Source organism: Victivallis sp. Marseille-Q1083, assembly GCF_903645315.1.
Lineage (GTDB): Bacteria > Verrucomicrobiota > Lentisphaeria > Victivallales > Victivallaceae > UMGS1518.
This window is the reverse complement of sequence record NZ_CAHJXL010000001.1, coordinates 2,570,049-2,586,263: the sequence shown is the minus strand read 5'-3', so window position 1 is coordinate 2,586,263 and position 16,215 is coordinate 2,570,049. Positions and strand designations below refer to the sequence as shown.

The 16,215-nt window shown below is 60.6% G+C and carries 13 protein-coding genes; 8 read left to right on the top strand and 5 right to left on the bottom strand.

Annotation, left to right across the window (positions count from 1 at the left end; translation table 11 throughout):
* Positions 1 to 37 precede the first annotated feature (37 nt).
* The 5 genes from HWX74_RS10620 to HWX74_RS10600 form a co-directional block, all read right to left on the bottom strand.
* Positions 38 to 514, bottom strand: a complete 477-nt coding sequence (locus tag HWX74_RS10620; protein WP_176013511.1) for a hypothetical protein — start codon at positions 512 to 514, stop codon at positions 38 to 40.
* A 298-nt stretch (positions 515 to 812) separates the two neighbouring features.
* Positions 813 to 2,204: a hypothetical protein gene (locus HWX74_RS10615; RefSeq protein ID WP_176013510.1), complete on the bottom strand. Its 1,392-nt coding sequence runs from the start codon at positions 2,202 to 2,204 to the stop codon at positions 813 to 815.
* Between the two features lie 207 nt (positions 2,205 to 2,411).
* Positions 2,412 to 2,588 carry a hypothetical protein gene (locus HWX74_RS10610; protein WP_176013509.1) on the bottom strand — a complete coding sequence of 59 codons (177 nt, stop codon included), beginning with the start codon at positions 2,586 to 2,588 and terminating at the stop codon, positions 2,412 to 2,414.
* A gap of 129 nt (positions 2,589 to 2,717) precedes the next feature.
* Positions 2,718 to 3,911, bottom strand: coding sequence for a glycosyltransferase (locus HWX74_RS10605; protein ID WP_176013508.1), 1,194 nt, complete (start codon positions 3,909 to 3,911; stop codon positions 2,718 to 2,720).
* Entirely contained in the window at positions 3,908 to 5,734 is a 1,827-nt protein-coding gene (locus HWX74_RS10600) for an MFS transporter (RefSeq protein ID WP_176013507.1), read from the bottom strand. Before HWX74_RS10600 ends, HWX74_RS10605 begins: the two co-directional genes overlap by 4 nt.
* A gap of 390 nt (positions 5,735 to 6,124) precedes the next feature.
* Here HWX74_RS10600 and HWX74_RS10595 point away from each other — a divergent pair, with 390 nt between their 5' ends.
* Genes HWX74_RS10595 through HWX74_RS10560 form a run of 8 tightly spaced genes read left to right on the top strand, consistent with a single transcriptional unit; the run spans position 6,125 to position 16,086 of the window.
* Positions 6,125 to 7,702, top strand: a complete 1,578-nt coding sequence (locus HWX74_RS10595) for a glycosyltransferase family 39 protein (protein WP_176013506.1) — start codon at positions 6,125 to 6,127, stop codon at positions 7,700 to 7,702.
* Positions 7,695 to 9,089, top strand: coding sequence for an undecaprenyl-phosphate galactose phosphotransferase WbaP (gene wbaP, locus HWX74_RS10590; protein ID WP_176013505.1), 1,395 nt, complete (start codon positions 7,695 to 7,697; stop codon positions 9,087 to 9,089). Before HWX74_RS10595 ends, wbaP begins: the two co-directional genes overlap by 8 nt.
* The gene (locus tag HWX74_RS10585; protein ID WP_176013504.1) at positions 9,079 to 10,371 is read left to right on the top strand and encodes an oligosaccharide flippase family protein; all 1,293 of its coding nucleotides are present in this window, start codon (positions 9,079 to 9,081) and stop codon (positions 10,369 to 10,371) included. Before wbaP ends, HWX74_RS10585 begins: the two co-directional genes overlap by 11 nt.
* Entirely contained in the window at positions 10,368 to 11,813 is a 1,446-nt protein-coding gene (locus tag HWX74_RS10580) for an O-antigen ligase family protein (RefSeq protein ID WP_176013503.1), read from the top strand. Before HWX74_RS10585 ends, HWX74_RS10580 begins: the two co-directional genes overlap by 4 nt.
* Positions 11,803 to 12,750 (top strand): glycosyltransferase, encoded by a 948-nt coding sequence (locus HWX74_RS10575; protein ID WP_176013502.1) that lies wholly within the window; start codon positions 11,803 to 11,805, stop codon positions 12,748 to 12,750. Before HWX74_RS10580 ends, HWX74_RS10575 begins: the two co-directional genes overlap by 11 nt.
* Positions 12,747 to 13,895 (top strand): UDP-galactopyranose mutase, encoded by a 1,149-nt coding sequence (gene glf / locus HWX74_RS10570; protein WP_176013501.1) that lies wholly within the window; start codon positions 12,747 to 12,749, stop codon positions 13,893 to 13,895. Before HWX74_RS10575 ends, glf begins: the two co-directional genes overlap by 4 nt.
* Positions 13,895 to 15,001, top strand: a complete 1,107-nt coding sequence (locus tag HWX74_RS10565) for a glycosyltransferase family 4 protein (protein WP_176013500.1) — start codon at positions 13,895 to 13,897, stop codon at positions 14,999 to 15,001. Before glf ends, HWX74_RS10565 begins: the two co-directional genes overlap by 1 nt.
* Positions 14,998 to 16,086 (top strand): glycosyltransferase, encoded by a 1,089-nt coding sequence (locus HWX74_RS10560; protein WP_176013499.1) that lies wholly within the window; start codon positions 14,998 to 15,000, stop codon positions 16,084 to 16,086. The genes HWX74_RS10565 and HWX74_RS10560 overlap by 4 nt, the downstream gene beginning before the upstream one ends.
* Positions 16,087 to 16,215 lie beyond the last annotated feature (129 nt).

Sequence of the window (16,215 nt, the reverse complement as noted above, 5' to 3'; positions counted from 1 at the left end):
AAACAGTTGCGCAGATAAGTCACCCCTTGAAGATGACTCAAATTCCTTCGGAACGCATCTCGGCTTTTGCTTCGGCGACCATGCTGGAACGCTCCTTCAGCAGCATCGAGACAATCTCCTCATACCGTTTGACCAGATAATACTCTTCCGGCCGTTTTTCCCGGTTGCGCTCGGCAATTTGCCGGGCCGTATTCAAATACTGACGGCAAGTGATATAATCCTGTTTGATATCGATATAGAAATCGAGGATCGAAAAATAAGGATCGAGATTCTCCGGCTCCAATTCGATCGCCCGCTGCAATGTCATCAATCCCATCTCATAGTGACCGCGCTGAAATTGCAGTTTGGCCAGCATCACCTGCGGCAATGCAGCGGTCGGATTTTCCGCAATTTCACGACGAATGAACTGTTCCCGCCGATAATCCTCATACGATTCAAGCAGGCTGATAAAACCGCCGCCCAACAGCATGCCCACCAGCAACGCCAGGCACAGTTGTTTACGATTCTCCGTCACTTTACCACCTCCCGGCTGCTGCGCAGCCGCGAAAAGTTCCCGGTTTCACCTTCGCCCCTTCTCCGGCCGGAGAGGAAAAACGCCGACGTCGGAACACGGCAAATCCGTCAATAAAGATATCTTATTTGAGAGTTATAGTATAAAACGATTAAATTGTCAATATCTGATCAAAAAAAATCACAAAAAAACCACCAGAAAATAATACAAAATTCCACTTTTGATTATTTGTTCACCTTTTTGTTACTATATTTTTTTGATTTTTCATCGCCCGAATATCCTTCGCCATTCCCGCCAACAGTCAAACTTTCACCGCCAATTGCAGAATTGCCGTATAATACCGCCTGCCGCGTTCAGTCGCTTCGGCCAGCCGCTGCTGTTCCTTGAGAATAGCCAGCGCCGGCAGACGCCATTCGCCGTCGGTCAGCTCCAGATCATAAACCGGAAACAAGCCATCCAGCCGCGACAGCCACTGCAGCATTTCATCGCGCTCACTCTCCCGGACGACGAGTTCGAACTGCACATCCCAGCCGGATTCGGCATTCAACGGCGCCAACCGGACGAACCGCGTCACCACCTTGACCGGACCGGATTGCCAGGTAACCGGAAATTCGCCGCGACAGACCTCCCGGTCGACCGTCAAAGCCAATCGGTCGGCGACATACTTGTTCAAGGCCCGTTCCACCCGGTCGACCGCCAGAGTTCCGCAGTTCCGGTCCGGCGGCCGCGCCGAAGGCAAATCGGCCGCCATCATCACGCATTCGTCCACATTCACCCCCAGCCGGCAACTGAAATCCACCTCCACCTTTTCACGGCCGAAAATCCGCACCGGCCGGATATGCAGCGGCCCGATTTGATATGCCAGCGAAAAAACGGTCCGGGCGCCGTCGCAGAGAACCGGCCGGTCCGCCAGAGGCAAGCCGGCAGCCAAGCGGCTGAAGCAATCGAGGAAACCGCTCTCCGGCGTGCCGCGCCCATGAATTTTCACTTCGAATTCCCGCCGGGAAACCTCGGACCGCGGAAATTGCCGGATCACCTGAACGCAAACTCCATCCCGGTAATCCGGCAGACTGCCGTGTCCGATTCGGCAGCCGGCCGGAAAAATCCGTTGCAGCTCGAACAATTCGACACAGGCCAGTTCCACCTGCGAAACCGGCAATGCCGCCCAGCGGCGGTGCGCCAACAACAAGCGTCCCGCCTCCTCGCCGGCGGCAGCCGGGACGAAATGCGATCGCCGCATATCGACAGTCAGGAACAACGGAAAACGGCCGGACGCTTTGCGCACCCCGCCATGTTCCACTTCATCGAGTGTCGCCGTCCCGGCGGTGATCCGGTTGAAGCAGACGGTCGAACCGTCCGGCGTCGTCACCGCACCGCCGGCCAGCGGGCAACGCTGCGCCAGAACCGCCAGCGTGTTGAGCAGCTCCCGTTCCGCTTCAGCCCGGCCAATGACTTCCGCCGTGCAGCGCCATTGCGCCGGTCCATTTTCCTGATAAGGCTGAATTTCAGTGACCCGGACACACAGTCCGTCAATTCCGTCCGGCAATCGCCGCACCCGAACCGCCAGGGAAGCCGGACAATAGGGAATCAGTAATTTTTTCAGCGCATTTTCCACCCCGGTGCAGTTCAGGCCGGTACGCAGTGCGACGCCGGCGGCGCTTTCGGCAACCGGCAAATAAAAATCGGTGCTCATCGCGACAACTCTTCCTTTCCGTTGAAACCGACGAACCGTTCGGCGGTCCTCAACGTCCCGGCAAGCTGTCAACCGGCCATGCGGCAACCATTTCTGCGCCAACGGCCTGAAAAACAAAAAAAACTCCATAAATCAGTGCCGACGCACCGATCATGGAGTCATTGCTGTTCTCATCGCCCCGGAGGACGACGAAAGCCGGCGAAAAAGTCAGATCTTGGCAGCATCCCAAATCGCTTTGCTGACAAACGCAGTCAAACTGCGGCCGTCCGCCGTTTTACCTTTGAACGCGTAACGCTCATTGCCGGAATCCCCGTAGGTCACCTTCTCGGTAACTTCAGCTTCCACTTTCGCTTTCGCCTTCACGTCATAAAAAGTATGTTTCATGGAGCCCTCCTCAAGTTAGGATTTTGTGCCTATGCTAATTATAGCGGACATTATACGATTTGACAACAGGGAAAAGCAACTTTTTGCCAATTATTTCATAGAAAAATTGGAAAAATCGCTCCCCAACCGTCATTTCGGGCCTTGATAGCCCATTTTTCGCAAGCCGTTCCAGGCGTCTTCGGCAGCCAGCGGCGCCAGCGTCCGATCGTTGTTTTCGCAAAAATGAACCAAACGCAGCGTCTTCAAACCGTCGAACCAGCAATCGAAAGCCGCTTTTCTCGCCGCCGGCGACGGCGCGGTATTCTTTAAAATGGTTTGCCAGGTTTTTTCGAATTGTTCGGCTTCCAGAAAAGCGGCGACCGGCGGCGGCATCACCGGCGCCTTCTGCCAATCGCCGCCGGCCAACGCCTCATACAACTCTTTGAGCAGACCGAAAATCCGCGGATGATGAAACCGCAGCGCTTCCCCGCCGGCCAACGCCCGGATGCGCGGCCCGGTTCCGAACGGCACCCGGTCGGACGGCCGGCTCGACGGATGGACCCGCGTCGCGGCAATCCGGCCCAACGGGCCGATCTTTCGCAGCGCCTGGGCAAAATAGAAATCTTCGCCGGCGGCCCGCGGCCGCATGCCGCCGCAGGCGATATAGGAGTCGACCCGCGCCACCAATGCCGAACCGATGGCAATTTGTGCGTAGGGCGACCCGGCCCAGGCCAACCCGGCGGCATAATAGGCCAGATAATCCTCATACGCATCGATCGCCCGTTGTTCAGCCGGGTTGGCCGCCGGTTGATGGGCAACTTCCAGCGTAGCCCCCGCCCACTGCGGCCGGCGCGCCATTTCAGCGCAAACGACCGCAAAGTAGTCCGGCTCCACCAGCGTATCGGCATCCAGCATGAACAACAGCGATTCCGCCGCCGCAACCGGCGACGCAATGAACGGCAGGATGCTATCGCAGCCGATTTTCCGGGCCATGCCGACTCCGCCGCCGGGCAGCTCCCGGCCGGGCGAAGCGGCATCCAGCCAGAACAACCGAGCCCAAACCGCCGCCGGCAGCGGCAGACTCCGCTGCCGCAAGGCGGCCAGCAAACGCAGATTGGCGGCAATTTTTGCCGGCGGCGTCGTGGACTGATTGTTGACGACCAGCAAAACCAGCACCTCATCCGCCGCCGGCAGCGACCGCAACGCGGCCGGCAGCGTCTGCTCCTCGTCGAGCACCGGAATGACCACCGCATGCCGGAAACGCCCGGCCGGCGGCAAAGCCGGTTCGAAAACAGCGGGGAAGGTTTGCCGGCGCAGATACTTGTCGAAAAGCCGCCGATTCACTTGACGACCGATTCCGAACGCATTCCGAAAGTCGGCCGGATAATCCGCCTGGCAACCGCGACGGCCAGGAAACTCGGCAAGGTGCACAGCATCACCCAGACGAAGAAATACCGGTAACCGCTGCCGGCAAAAGCGGCGGCGAGAGCTTCCTGCAAGACGCCGGACCACAGGCCGGGCAGCATCATGCCGAGCGCCATCAACCCGGTCATAATCGCGATATGGCTGGTCTTGTAAACGCCGCTGTCCTCGGCAAAATAGACGATAAAGAGCATATAGCTGGAAAAGCCGAACCCGTACCCCAGTTGCTCCACCGCGACGCAGCCGGCCACCGTCCACAGACTGTCCGGCTGCAGAAACGCCAGATAAACATAAACAAAATTGGGCAGGTTCAAAGCCAGCACCATCGGCCACAACCACTTGCCGAAACCGTCCCTGGCGACGACGAACCCGCCGATCAAGCCGCCGATGACCAGAAATACGATGCCGATCGTTCCATAAATCAAGCCCTGGTCGCCGGTGGTCAGCGCCAGCCCGCCTTTTTCCTGGGCGTCAAGGATAAACGGCGTGGCCAGCTTGACCAACTGGGATTCGGCAAAGCGATAGAAAAGCAGAAAGATCAGGGCGCTGACGACATTTTTCTTGCGGAAAAAACTGATCAGCGCCTCCCCGAAATTGCGCAGAAAATGCTGCGACGCGCTTTGGCTTGGCGCATCGGCCTGCAAACGGGGAATCGCGAAATAATGATAACAGAAGATCAGCGCCATGAAAACGCCCGCCACCCACAGACAGATCGACCAGGCCATCCGGACGTTGCCGGCGCGCAGTTCAAACACCGCCTGACAGGCCTCCTTCAAATTGCCGTCGGCCTTGATCAGCGCATATTGCACCCGGTCGGCGTTTCCCGGATTGAACCGGAACAAATCGCCGGCCAGCAGCGAAATATTCTTGCTGCCGCCCACCCGGCCGAAAGTCGCCAACCTGGTCTCGCCGGACGGCAATTCGCCTTTCAAACCGATCTCCACCAGCATCGTCCCCGGCGGCACCGGCAAATCCCGCAACGCCGCCGGTGCCGCCGGCGGCACCGGACGGCCTTCGGCAAAGGCGGCAGCCGCTTCCGCCTGCCCGGCATTCCAGGCCTGCAGCGTCGCCAGATAATGCCGCAACGCTTCGGCCCGGCGCGACGCTTCACCGCTCTCCAGCGGCGCCGGCACCGCCCCGAGCACGGCACTCGACAGCCGGCAGCTCAAATCCGCCGATTCCACCATTGTGGCCCCGAAGCCTTCCGCCTGGGCGGCCGGTGCGGCCTTCACCTCCAGCCGAACCGGCTCCAGCCCGGTGCTGCGCTCGACGAAGCCGGCCAGCATCACCAGCCCGCCCTGGGCGGCGATCATCGCCAGCCGGTAGAACGAACTCCGGATACCGGTGAACATCGCCTGTTCATGTTCGTTGAGCGCGATGACATAGAAACCGTCGGCGGCGGCGTCATGGGTGGCCGAACAGAAAGCCAGAAACATAAAGACGGCGATGATCGCCTGCGTCGCCAGTTGAAACGGCAACGCAAACGCGACGAAAGCGAAGGCGACGGCCATCGCCAACTGGGTCAACAGCACCCAGCGTTTTTTCGTCCAGGTCAAATCGACCAGCGGCGTCCACAGCGGCTTCAGCATCCACGGCAGCGTCAGAAAACTGGTCCAGGTCGCCAGTTGCGCATTGCTCATGCCCAGATTTTTGAACATCACCAGCGAGACGGTGGTGACGATCATATACGGCACCCCCTCGGTAAAGTACAGCGACGGCACCCAGCTCCACAACGATCGATTCATTCCCCTGCCTTCGTTTCGATGATTGATTGCGCGACCCCGCCCGACCATCGCGCCGCGGCAACCGCTGACGCCGCCGGCCGGACCGTTCAGAAATAATATGAGGCGGCGAAATTACTTTGTCAAGAGAAGCCGGTGAAAAATCGACGGCGCAACCGGAAAAAACGGCAATCCATACAATCCGCGCCGGCCGCTCTCTTCGGCGCCGCCTTCTTCCATCCGGGAAAAACGCCGGTTTTTCCCGGATGACCACTCAACCGGAGTTGAAAAACCCGGACAGCAACATTAAATTACGGATGCTTCTACTGAAGAGGGAATGGGAAAATAACGGGCTTGTCATCCGGCCGGGCCGGGGGAAAAACCTTTACTCTGTTTTAACAAAATGGTGCAAATGTGAATTGCTGTCGAAATCGCCGGGAGTGGCTCGAGCTGGCCGGGATGATGTTATTGGCGCTGGCGTTGTCATTGCCGTTGATTTACTTGACCGATCTACCGCTGCGCGATGTTCTGTCGCGTTATGCGCCGATGGCGCAGGCGTTCGGCGAAGGACGCTGGCAGGAAGTCCTGCATCCCCGCATTCCGCCGTTGCAGCAGACCGCCGGCGGCTTGCTGGCCTGGTCGACCGGCTGCAATGGTTTTCTGGCGGTCAAACTGGCCAGCACTCTGTTTTTCGTCGCGACGCTGCTGCCGCTTTACGGCATCTGGCGGCAAATCTTCCCTCACCGGATTGTACTGTTCGGACTGTTGTTGTTCGTCTTCTGCAGCCAGTTGCTTCGGCTGGCCTCTTCGGGCCTGCGCGAAAGCGGCAAAGGTTTCGCCTTCGCACTGGCGGTCTACGGACTGCTGGTCATCTACCGGGAACGCCGCCGGTTCGCCGGCTATCTGCTGCTCGGCCTCGCCGCCGGACTGTTGATGCTGATCAAAGAAGACTGTGTGTTGTATGCCGCCGTCTTCTGGCTGGCGGCACTCATTCTGCTGCTGGCCGACTCCGGCAGCCGCCGGAGCTGGCCAAAGGCGGTCGCCGGCCTGTTCCTGTCGCTGCTGCTGGTGCTGCCTTATCTGGTTTACAACTACCGGACGGTCGGTTATCCGGTGCCCGGCGGCCGGTTCGCCGCTTTGGTCATGCACTTTCAAAAACCCGCGCCATCGCTGGTAACCGGAGAAAACCTGCCGAGCGTTCCACCGCCGGCGGTGATTCCCAGCCAATTCGCCGCCACCGGGCTGGAGGAATCGCTCGATTTCGCCGACGGCCTGCTCAACGGCTTCTTTCCGCTCTATGCCGTCATCGCGCTGCCGGTCATCGTTTTCCGGATTCGCCGCCGCCGCTGGCAGCCGGAAGAAACGCTGCTGCTGGCGGCGGTCCTCGGCCATGCGTTGCTGCTGTGTCTGCAAATTCTGCTCTTCGACCGTTATTTGTACGTCTCCAGGCGTTACCTTCTGCCGGTTTCCGGCCTCTTTTTCATCTGGACGGCAGTCGGCCTGCTGACGTTCGCCGGCTGGCTGCGCCGCCGCCTGACGCCGCGAACCGCCCGCCGGACCATCGCCGTCGGTTATACGATCCTTTTGGTCGGTTTGTATGCCGACGCGCTGTTGCCGCAATGGAAACAGCGCGTCGATCCGAAACACTGCCTCCACCGGCAGGCGGTGCTGACGCTGGCCGCCTGGATCCGCGACGACTACCGGGGACCGCAACGGAACGATTGCGGCTCGTTTGATCTGCGCTGCTACCGCTCCAACCGGCGGCCGCTGGTCACCGGGCCGGCGTTGCCGGAACTCGGTTATCTGGCCGGCGGCGAAGCGGTCGAAACGTTTTCGCCGAACGCCGATTATCAAATCGACGAGGAACCGGCCGACCGGCCGCCGGCCGAAATTCCCGGCTTTGCAGTGGTAAAAATCCTCCCCGGCCACAACGGCCGCTATGTACTCCGACGGAAGGCGCCGGGCAACGGCACGGTAAATGATTATGAATGAAATGAGAATTCGAGTCTGGCTGCTAGCGCTCGGCGACTGTATCGCGCTGGGCGGCATTCTGCTGCTGACCGCGTTGATTTACCGCTGGCTGGGCGGCAATTACGAACTTTCGCTCTACTGCCGGCTGTGGCCGCTGCTGCTGGTGTTCGTCATCTGCAACGGTTTCGTCCGCCTCTACCACGGCAATTTCTTCTATCCGGGCGCCGCGCTCGGTCCGGTGGAGGAGTTGCGGCGATTGTTTTTCTCGATCACTCTGACTTACCTGCTGCTGCTGGCCTATCTGACCATCGTACGCAATACCGAATACTCGCGTCTGGTGCTGCTGGCCAGTTGGGCGGCGACTGGTCTGTTGCTGCCGCCGGGCCGCTGGCTGGCGCGGGCCTGGCTGAAAAAATACCCGTGGGCGCAGGGCCGGGTGCTGATCGCCGGCGCCGGGCACACCGGCAGCAAGGTGGCGGCAATGCTGGAAGAAGATTGCCACTTCGGCTTCCGGGTCGCCGGCTTCGTCGACGACGCCGCCCGAACGACGGTCGAGACTTCGCTGCTCCGCGGCAAAGTCGACGACGCCATCGCCGTTGCCCGCCGGGAAAACATCAATTACCTGATCTGCTGCCTGCCGCTGCCGCTCCTGCAGAGCAAACTGCGGGACTTCGCCGGCTATTTCCGGCATATCCTGATCGTCTCCGACACCCAGACGCTGCCGATTTCCTGGTCTTACCCGCTCAATCTGCACGGCATCGCCGGCGTCGAGCTGCGCAACCAACTGCAATTGCCCGGCCCGCGGCTGATGAAACGGCTCCTGGAGCTGAGTCTGTCGCTGACGGCCATCGTTCTGCTGCTGCCGCTGTTCCTGCTGCTGGCGCTGCTGGTCAAACTGAGCAGTCCCGGGCCGATTTTTTACCGCGCCCGTCGGCTGGGACTGGACGGCAGGACGATGCGGGTCTGGAAATTCCGGACGATGTACGAGGACGCCGACGACCGGCTGGAAAGCATTCTGGCCGAAGATCCGGAACTGGCGCGGCAATGGCGGCTGCGGTTCAAGCTCGACCATGATCCGCGCATCACGCCGCTCGGCAAATTCCTGCGCAAGAGCAGCTTGGACGAACTGCCGCAATTTTTCAACGTCCTCCACGGGGAAATGGCGGTCATCGGCCCCCGCCCGATTGTCGAAGCGGAAAAGGTCTATTACGGCAACAATTACGAAGTATTCGCCCGCGTCAAACCCGGCATTACCGGTCTGTGGCAGGTTTCCGGCCGCAGCGACACGACTTACGAGCGGCGGGTGGATCTGGATATGCACTATGTGATGAACTGGTCGGTCTGGCTGGATTTTTACATCCTGCTGAAGACGGTTCTGGAAGTATTCAGGTGTCGCGGTGCCAAATAGTCAATGGAGGAATTGGGCCGGTGTTCAAAGCCGCCGGCTGCTGTATTCGAAACTGACCTGGAATTCGCTGGCGATCTATCTCCAGCAGTTGATGGGCGCCATCATCCCGGTGCTCATCCTGCCGTGGCTGCTGCGCATCGTCGGCGACCGGCAGCTCGGCCTGTTGATCATGATGCAGACCGTCGTCAACTATATTTACCTGTTTTCCGACTATGGTTTTTCGACCACGGCAGTCCGCCTCGCGGCCCTGTGCCGCGGCGACCGCCGCCAACTGTCGCAACTGGCAACCCTGATCACCGGTTGGCGGCTGCTGGCCGCGTTGCTACTCGGAGCTTTGACCGGAGCCGGCTTGCTGCTCGGCGGCGTTTCGGCGGCGGCGTTCTGGCTTTATCTGGCCTGCCTGGTCCAGGCGATCGGCCAGGCGGTCAATCCGACCTGGCTGTACCTGGCGCTGGAAAAAAGTTTTCTGTTCGCCATCTTCATGATCGCCAGCCGCCTCATTTCAATCCTGTTCATCCTGCTGATGACCCGTTCGGCCGCGGATACCAGCCTGGCGGCGTTCTGGCTGTCGTCGGTGTTTCTGCTGGCGGCGCTGCCGGGCTGGTGGTATCTCATCCGGCGCGAAAAGATTCGTTTCGCGCCGTTCTCCCTGGCGCAATTGCGTCAACGGCTGACGACTGACTGGAATTTCTTCACCGCCTCGCTGACCACCTCCTTCTACGCTTCGTCGCCGCCGCTGATCGTCGGCTTGCTGCTCGGCGAAGCCAGCGCCGGCATTTTCGGCGTGCTGTACCGCTTCGTCACCATGCTGAGCAACTTGTTTCTGCCGTTCTACCAGGCGGCCTACCCGCGTCTCTGCGTGCTGCTGACCGAATCCACCCGCCGGGCGGCACACTTTCTCAAATTCGTCCACCTGGGCAGCCTCGGCATCATGCTGCTGGTGACCGCCGTCCTCTGGCTGCTGGCGCCGTTCGCCGTCAAATTGCTGGCCGCCAACAGCGACCGCCCGACGATCCTTCTTTTCATGCTGCTGGTGCTGATTCCGCTGGTCATCTCTCAAAACGGCATTCTCGGCACGCTGACCCTGGTGGCCGGCGGCTGGTACCGGGATTACCGCAATGCGATGCTGATCACCGGGCTGTTCGGGCTCGCCGCCAGTATCCTGCTGACTTATTGCTGGGGAGAATACGGTGCCGCCGCCGCTGCGCTCGGCGCCGAAATCCTGGTGACGATCCTGATGTACGCCGCCGCGCGGCGGCGGCTCGCCGGGAGGTTGCCATGAACCGGATGCGAAACTGGTATCGCCGCTGGCGCCGGCTGCCGCTCCAGCCGCGACTGCTGCTGAGCTGCGGTTTTGCCGCCGTACTGCTGCTGCCGTTCGACACCCTGCCCGGCATCGACAGTTACCTGCTGCGCAAAGCGAGCTGTTATCCGCTGTTGTTCGGCCTGCTGCTGGCGCTGCCGTCCTTGTGGCGGCTCATCCGCCGGCAATGGGCGTTCCGGATTCCGGTAATCGTTGCGGCCGTCTACTTCGGCTGGACAATCGCGGTAAGCCTGGTCGCCGCCGGGCCGGCCCGGCTGGACGGCGGCACCTGGTGCGCCATCGGCAAATTTCTGCTGGGCCGCGGTTTTTTCTTCAGCTCCGGATTCTTTTTCGCCGCCCTCTTCTTTATCGTGCCCTTTCAAACGGCCCGCCGGGTTTTTTCCGCCGCGCTGCTGTGCTGTCTGATCGGCTGCAGCCTGTATGGCCTGGTCGAAATTCTCTGGATCTGCCACTGTCCGGCTGCCACCAGATTTCTGGAATTCTGGACGCCCTGCTTCCGGGCAGTGGCAACCCAGCACGGCTGGTGGCCGCCCCTGCTATGGGAGTCCGGCCGGGTACGCACCTTTTTCGCCGAACCGTCCTTTTTCGCGTTTGCCGCCGTACCGATGTGGCTGGCGCTGCTGCCGGCACTGCCGGTCCGCCGTCACAAGGTGATCGGCATTTTATTGGCAGGTTGGGTTCTGCTGCTGCTCTTCCTGACCTTCAGCCGGCTCGGCTACCTCATGCTGGCGGCGGGTTTGCTGCTGCTGGCTCCGAAACTGTTCCTGACAGGCTGGAAAACGCACCGCTGGCGCCTGCCGGCCTCCATACTGACTGCCGCGGCATTGGCATTCCTGGCATTCCTGGCGATTCTCCGGCTGTCCGATTCCTCCGCTCCTTCATCGGAGCCGACGGTGCAGCCGGGCCTGGTGGAGCAGACATTCCAGACGAAACTGCCGAACGGCGGTTCGCTGGTCACCCGCCGTTACATGCTGGAACTGGAACTGGCCATCATCGCCGACACGCCGGTCGAAGGCCACGGCCTCGACGGCTACAGCGCCGCAATCGCCGGCCGGCTGGCCGGCCGGCAGCAACTGCCGCCGGAAGTGGCACTGTGGTATCAATATCACAATTACTCGCGCTTGAACGTCTACACCGGCAGTTGGATCGAATCCGGCCCGGTCGGGCTGCTGCTGCTGCTCGTCTTTCTGGCCATGCCGCTGGGGCCGGTGCTCTGGTCGCTGCGCCGGGGGATCCGGCTGGAAACGGCGGCGGTCGCCGCCGGCTATTGCACGCTGCTGATCGGCTTGAACGCCACCGAAATGCTGCAATTCGTTTTTTTCCTGTTCTGGGGCATGACAGCCGCCGCCGGTCTTCACGAACTCTCAAGTCAAAGGAAACAGATCACCGATGAATCATGACAGCAAACAAGTGGCGATCGTCATCGTCACCTACAACCGGCTGGCCAATCTGCAAACCCTGCTGAATGCCTTTCTGTCCATGCCGGAATACCGGGAGCCGACCTTCTTTCTGGTCGACAACGCCTCCACCGACGGCACCGCCGCCTACCTGAATGAACAGGCCGCCGGCCATGCCAATTACCGGGTGCTCCGGCTGCCGGAGAACAGCGGCGGGGCCGGTGGTTTTCACGCCGGAGTCAAAGCGGCTTACGAGGCCGGCTTCGAATGGCTGTGGATCATGGACGACGACGTCATTCCGCTGCCCGGCGCGTTGGAAACGCTGCTGCGGTACGCCGATTGCGCCGACTGCATTCAAGGAGCCAAACAGTTTCATGACGGCTCGGAAGTGCCGTTCGAAGGTCGGCTCGATCCCCGGACGATGCGGCGCCGGTTCATCTACCGGTCGGAGCTGGCGGATGGCGGTTATGTCCCGTGCAATTGCGCCACCTTCGAGGGGTTGTTCTTCCACCGGCGGGTCGTCGAAAAACTCGGGCCGCCGGACCGGGAATTCTTCATCGGATTGGACGACCTCTTTTACGGTTTTAAAATTTCGGAATTTTTCAAATTCATTTATATCAAAGAGTGGCTGCTGCGGAAACAGTTCGAAAAGGAACGCCTGGCGCTGGGCAAACGCCGTTTTTACTCCTCCAGCTTATTCGGCCGTTACTTCCATCTGCGCAATTACTGGTTCGTCATGAACTATTTGAAGAAACGCCGCAAATTGTCGGCGCTCGCCTATCTGACTTACAGTTACGAGAGCGCCAAAGCGCTGGCGCTGACGCTCCTCTTCGAACGCGACTGGAAGGGAGCCGGCATTCTGCTTGCCGCCATCCGTCACGGCCGCCGCGGCGATGTCGATAGTTACCGGCAAATCTTTTTCAACGGGGCAAAACCATGAAACCCATCTACGTTGTCGGCGCCGGCCTGTGGGGCGCCGTGATCGCCGAGCGCATCAGTTCGGAACTGGCGCGACCGGTCCGTCTGATCGAAAAGCGTCCGCAGAGCGGCGGCAACTGCCATTCGGCGGTCGATCCGGACTCCGGCGTCGAATGCCATTGCTACGGCTCGCACATCTTTCATACCTCGGATGAAACGGTCTGGCGTTATATCCGGCGTTTCACCGCCTTCAACGACTACCGCCACCGGGTGCTGACCTCGTTCCGGCAGCAGGTCTATCCGTTGCCGATCAACCTGATGACCATCAACCAGTTCTACCGGAAAAACCTGTCGCCGGACGCGGCGCGCGCCCTGCTCGCCTCCGAAGCGGCCCGGGATACCGGTCACCCGCCGCGCAATTTCGAGGAAAAAGCGGTTTCACTGGTCGGCCGGCCGTTGTACGAAGCGTTTTTCCGCGGCTATACCCTGAAACAGTGGCAGCGCGACCCGCGTGAACTGCCGGCGGAACTGATCTCCCGGCTGCCGTTGCGCTTCCATTACCAGGACCGTTATTTTGCCGACTGTTATGAAGGGATTCCTTTGGACGGTTATGCGGCATTGTTCCGGCAGCTGCTGGCCAATCCGCTGATCGAGCTTGAACTCAACACCGACTTCCGGGAACGGCGCGATTCGCTGCCGCCCGACGCAATCATCTGTTACAGCGGGCGGCTGGATGCCTATTTCGATTACCGTTTCGGCCGCCTGGAGTGGCGTACCGTCCGTTTCGAGATCGAACACCCGGACACCGCCGATTACCAGGGCTGCAGTGTGATGAATTACGCCGATGCCGAAATTCCCTATACCAGAATCCATGAATTCAAGCATTATCACCCGGAACGGCCGGATACCGGCCGAACGGTCATCTATAAGGAATACTCGCAAACCACCGGCCCGGAGGACGAGCCGTATTATCCGGTGGATACGCCGGACAACCGCCGCAAAGCGGCCGAATACCGGCAACTGGCCGCGCAAACGCCCGGCCTGTTCATCGGCGGCCGCCTCGGCAATTACCGCTATTTCGACATGGACGACACCATCGCCGACGCCTTGCGGGAATACGAAACGAATCTCAAACCGTACCTGCTGGCGGAAAGAGAGACCTCCTGATGCATATCGTCATGTCAACCGATCATCTGGGGCTCGGCGGCGGCTGTGAATGTATTCATCAGATTGCCCGCCAGCTGCCGGACTTCACCTTCACCGTCTCGGCGCGCGGCGGCAGTTTTCCGGCGCTGGAAGCGCTGCCGAACGTCCGGATTCAGGCCGACGGCGGCTTGCCGACGGAACCGTTCGACCTGATTCACTGCCACCACCTGAAAGCCCTGCTGCGGCTGCGCGGCCGGCAAACCGTTCCGGTTCTGCACACCGTTCACGGCATTCACGTGCGTCAATACGAATATCAGGACGGCTGCGCCGCCCGGTTCAAATATTTCTGCCGGCAGCGGCTGGAAGGTTTTCTCTACCGCCGGACCGCCGCCAGCATCGTGCTGACCGAAGACGACCGCCGCTGGCTGGCGCGGCATTACCGCCTGTCCAATATGGTGCTCATCCCGAACGGCGTCCCGGCAACGGCAGTCTGTTCCGCCGCGGAACGCCGGGCACTGGCCGCCGAACTCCAACTGCCGCCGGCAGCCGGAGTGCTGATGATGATCGCCCGCGTCGATGCGTTCTTCAAAGGCTACGATATCCTGTTGGAGGCGCTGCGCCAGGCGGCCGGTTTTCTGCGCGATTCCGGCCGTCAGGTGGTGTTGATCGGGTCCGGCCGGGATCTGGAAGAGTGCCGCCGCAAGAGCTGCGGCTACCGGCTCGACGACATCGTCCACTTCGCCGGCGCCATTCCGGAGGCCAAACGCTTCCTGCCGCTGGCCGAGGCGCTGTTGCTGCCGTCACGCTGGGAAGGACTGCCGCTGATCGCCCTCGAAGCCGGCATGTGCGGCATTCCGGTGATCGGTTCGGACGCCCCCGGCGTCGGTTCGCTGTTCGAGTCCGGCCATACCGGCTGGGTTTTCCCTTCCGGCGACGACGTTGCGCTGGCAACGCTGCTGACCCGGCCGGAAACGTATGAAAAACTGCCGGAACTCGGCCGGAACTGGCAGCAGGAAGTGCGGCAGCATTACACCGTCGAACGCATGGCCGAACGCCTGCGCCGGCTTTACGAAACCGTTTCCCAAACCGGCAAACTTCCGGACAACCACGGAGAAAACATCCCATGAAAACCGCACTCCTGCATTACTGGCTGACCAACATGCGCGGCGGCGAAAACGTGCTGGCCGAATTCTGCAAACTCTATCCGGACGCGGACATCTACACCCATGCCTGCAATCCGGCGAAAATGCCGGAGACGATTACCGCCCATCCGATCCGGGAATCCTTCATCGCCCGGCTGCCGGGCGCCCGGAACGGCTGTCAGAAATACCTGCCGCTGATGCCCCGGGCACTGCAAGGCTGGAATTTCGACGATTACGATTTGATTCTCTCCAGCGAATCCGGTCCGGTCAAGGGTATCCGGAAGCCGAAGCGCTGCCGGCATGTCTGTTACTGCCACACGCCGATGCGCTATCTCTGGGACATGTACGCCGACTATTACCGTCACTCCTCGCTGCCGGCCAAACTGGCGATGAGCCTCTGCAAGCATTATTTGCGGCATTACGATCTGAAATCGGCCGACAGTGTCGACGCTTTCATCGCCAACAGCAAATTCGTCGCCGAACGCATCCGCCGCACCTACCACCGCGAATCGACGGTCATCTATCCGCCGGTCGACACCACCTTTTTCGCCGGCGGTAATTATCAGAAGAAGGAATATTATCTGTTCGTCGGCCAATTGATCGCCTACAAGCAACCCCAACTGGCGCTGGCGGCCTGCCGCAAACTCAAGCGGCCGCTGGTCGTGGTCGGCGACGGTGAGCTGCGCTCCGCATTGAGTGCCGAATTCGGCGACACCGCCCAGTTTGCCGGGCGCGCCGCCGATGAGCAGCTCAGACGGCTCTACGCCGAAGCGCGCGCGCTGATTTTCCCCGGCGTCGAAGATTTCGGCATCGTGCCGCTGGAAGCTCAGGCCGCCGGCACGCCGGTGATCGCGCTGGGCCGCGGCGGCGCGCTGGAAACCGTCATCGCCGGCCGGACCGGACTGTTTTTCGCCGAACCGACGGTGGAATCCTTGATCGGCGCGTTGCTGGAATTCGAGACGGCGACATTCAATCAAGCCGAACTGCAGCAAAACGCCAAGCGCTTCAATGCCGAACGTTTCCGGCAGGAGATCCGTCAATTCATCGATCAACTTCAGCCGGCAAAATAAACACCACCGCCCCGAGCGCGACCCGGAGCAGTGTTTTTCGGCGAAAGACCCGACTACAGCTTCTCGATTTCAGCTCATCGCTGAAATCTTGCGGTACCGCCGGAAACGGTCGCCAACCGGCCGATGGCC

What these genes read in the sequence shown, in the direction of transcription:
- HWX74_RS10615 (WP_176013510.1), bottom strand. Translation starts at nt 2,204, where the DNA reads ATGAGCACCGATTTTTATTTGCCGGTTGCCGAAAGCGCCGCCGGCGTC.
- HWX74_RS10610 (WP_176013509.1), bottom strand. Translation starts at nt 2,588, where the DNA reads ATGAAACATACTTTTTATGACGTGAAGGCGAAAGCGAAAGTGGAAGCT.
- HWX74_RS10600 (WP_176013507.1), bottom strand. Translation starts at nt 5,734, where the DNA reads ATGAATCGATCGTTGTGGAGCTGGGTGCCGTCGCTGTACTTTACCGAG.
- wbaP (WP_176013505.1), top strand. Translation starts at nt 7,695, where the DNA reads ATGAATGAAATGAGAATTCGAGTCTGGCTGCTAGCGCTCGGCGACTGT.
- HWX74_RS10580 (WP_176013503.1), top strand. Translation starts at nt 10,368, where the DNA reads ATGAACCGGATGCGAAACTGGTATCGCCGCTGGCGCCGGCTGCCGCTC.
- HWX74_RS10575 (WP_176013502.1), top strand. Translation starts at nt 11,803, where the DNA reads ATGAATCATGACAGCAAACAAGTGGCGATCGTCATCGTCACCTACAAC.
- glf (WP_176013501.1), top strand. Translation starts at nt 12,747, where the DNA reads ATGAAACCCATCTACGTTGTCGGCGCCGGCCTGTGGGGCGCCGTGATC.
- HWX74_RS10565 (WP_176013500.1), top strand. Translation starts at nt 13,895, where the DNA reads ATGCATATCGTCATGTCAACCGATCATCTGGGGCTCGGCGGCGGCTGT.
- HWX74_RS10560 (WP_176013499.1), top strand. Translation starts at nt 14,998, where the DNA reads ATGAAAACCGCACTCCTGCATTACTGGCTGACCAACATGCGCGGCGGC.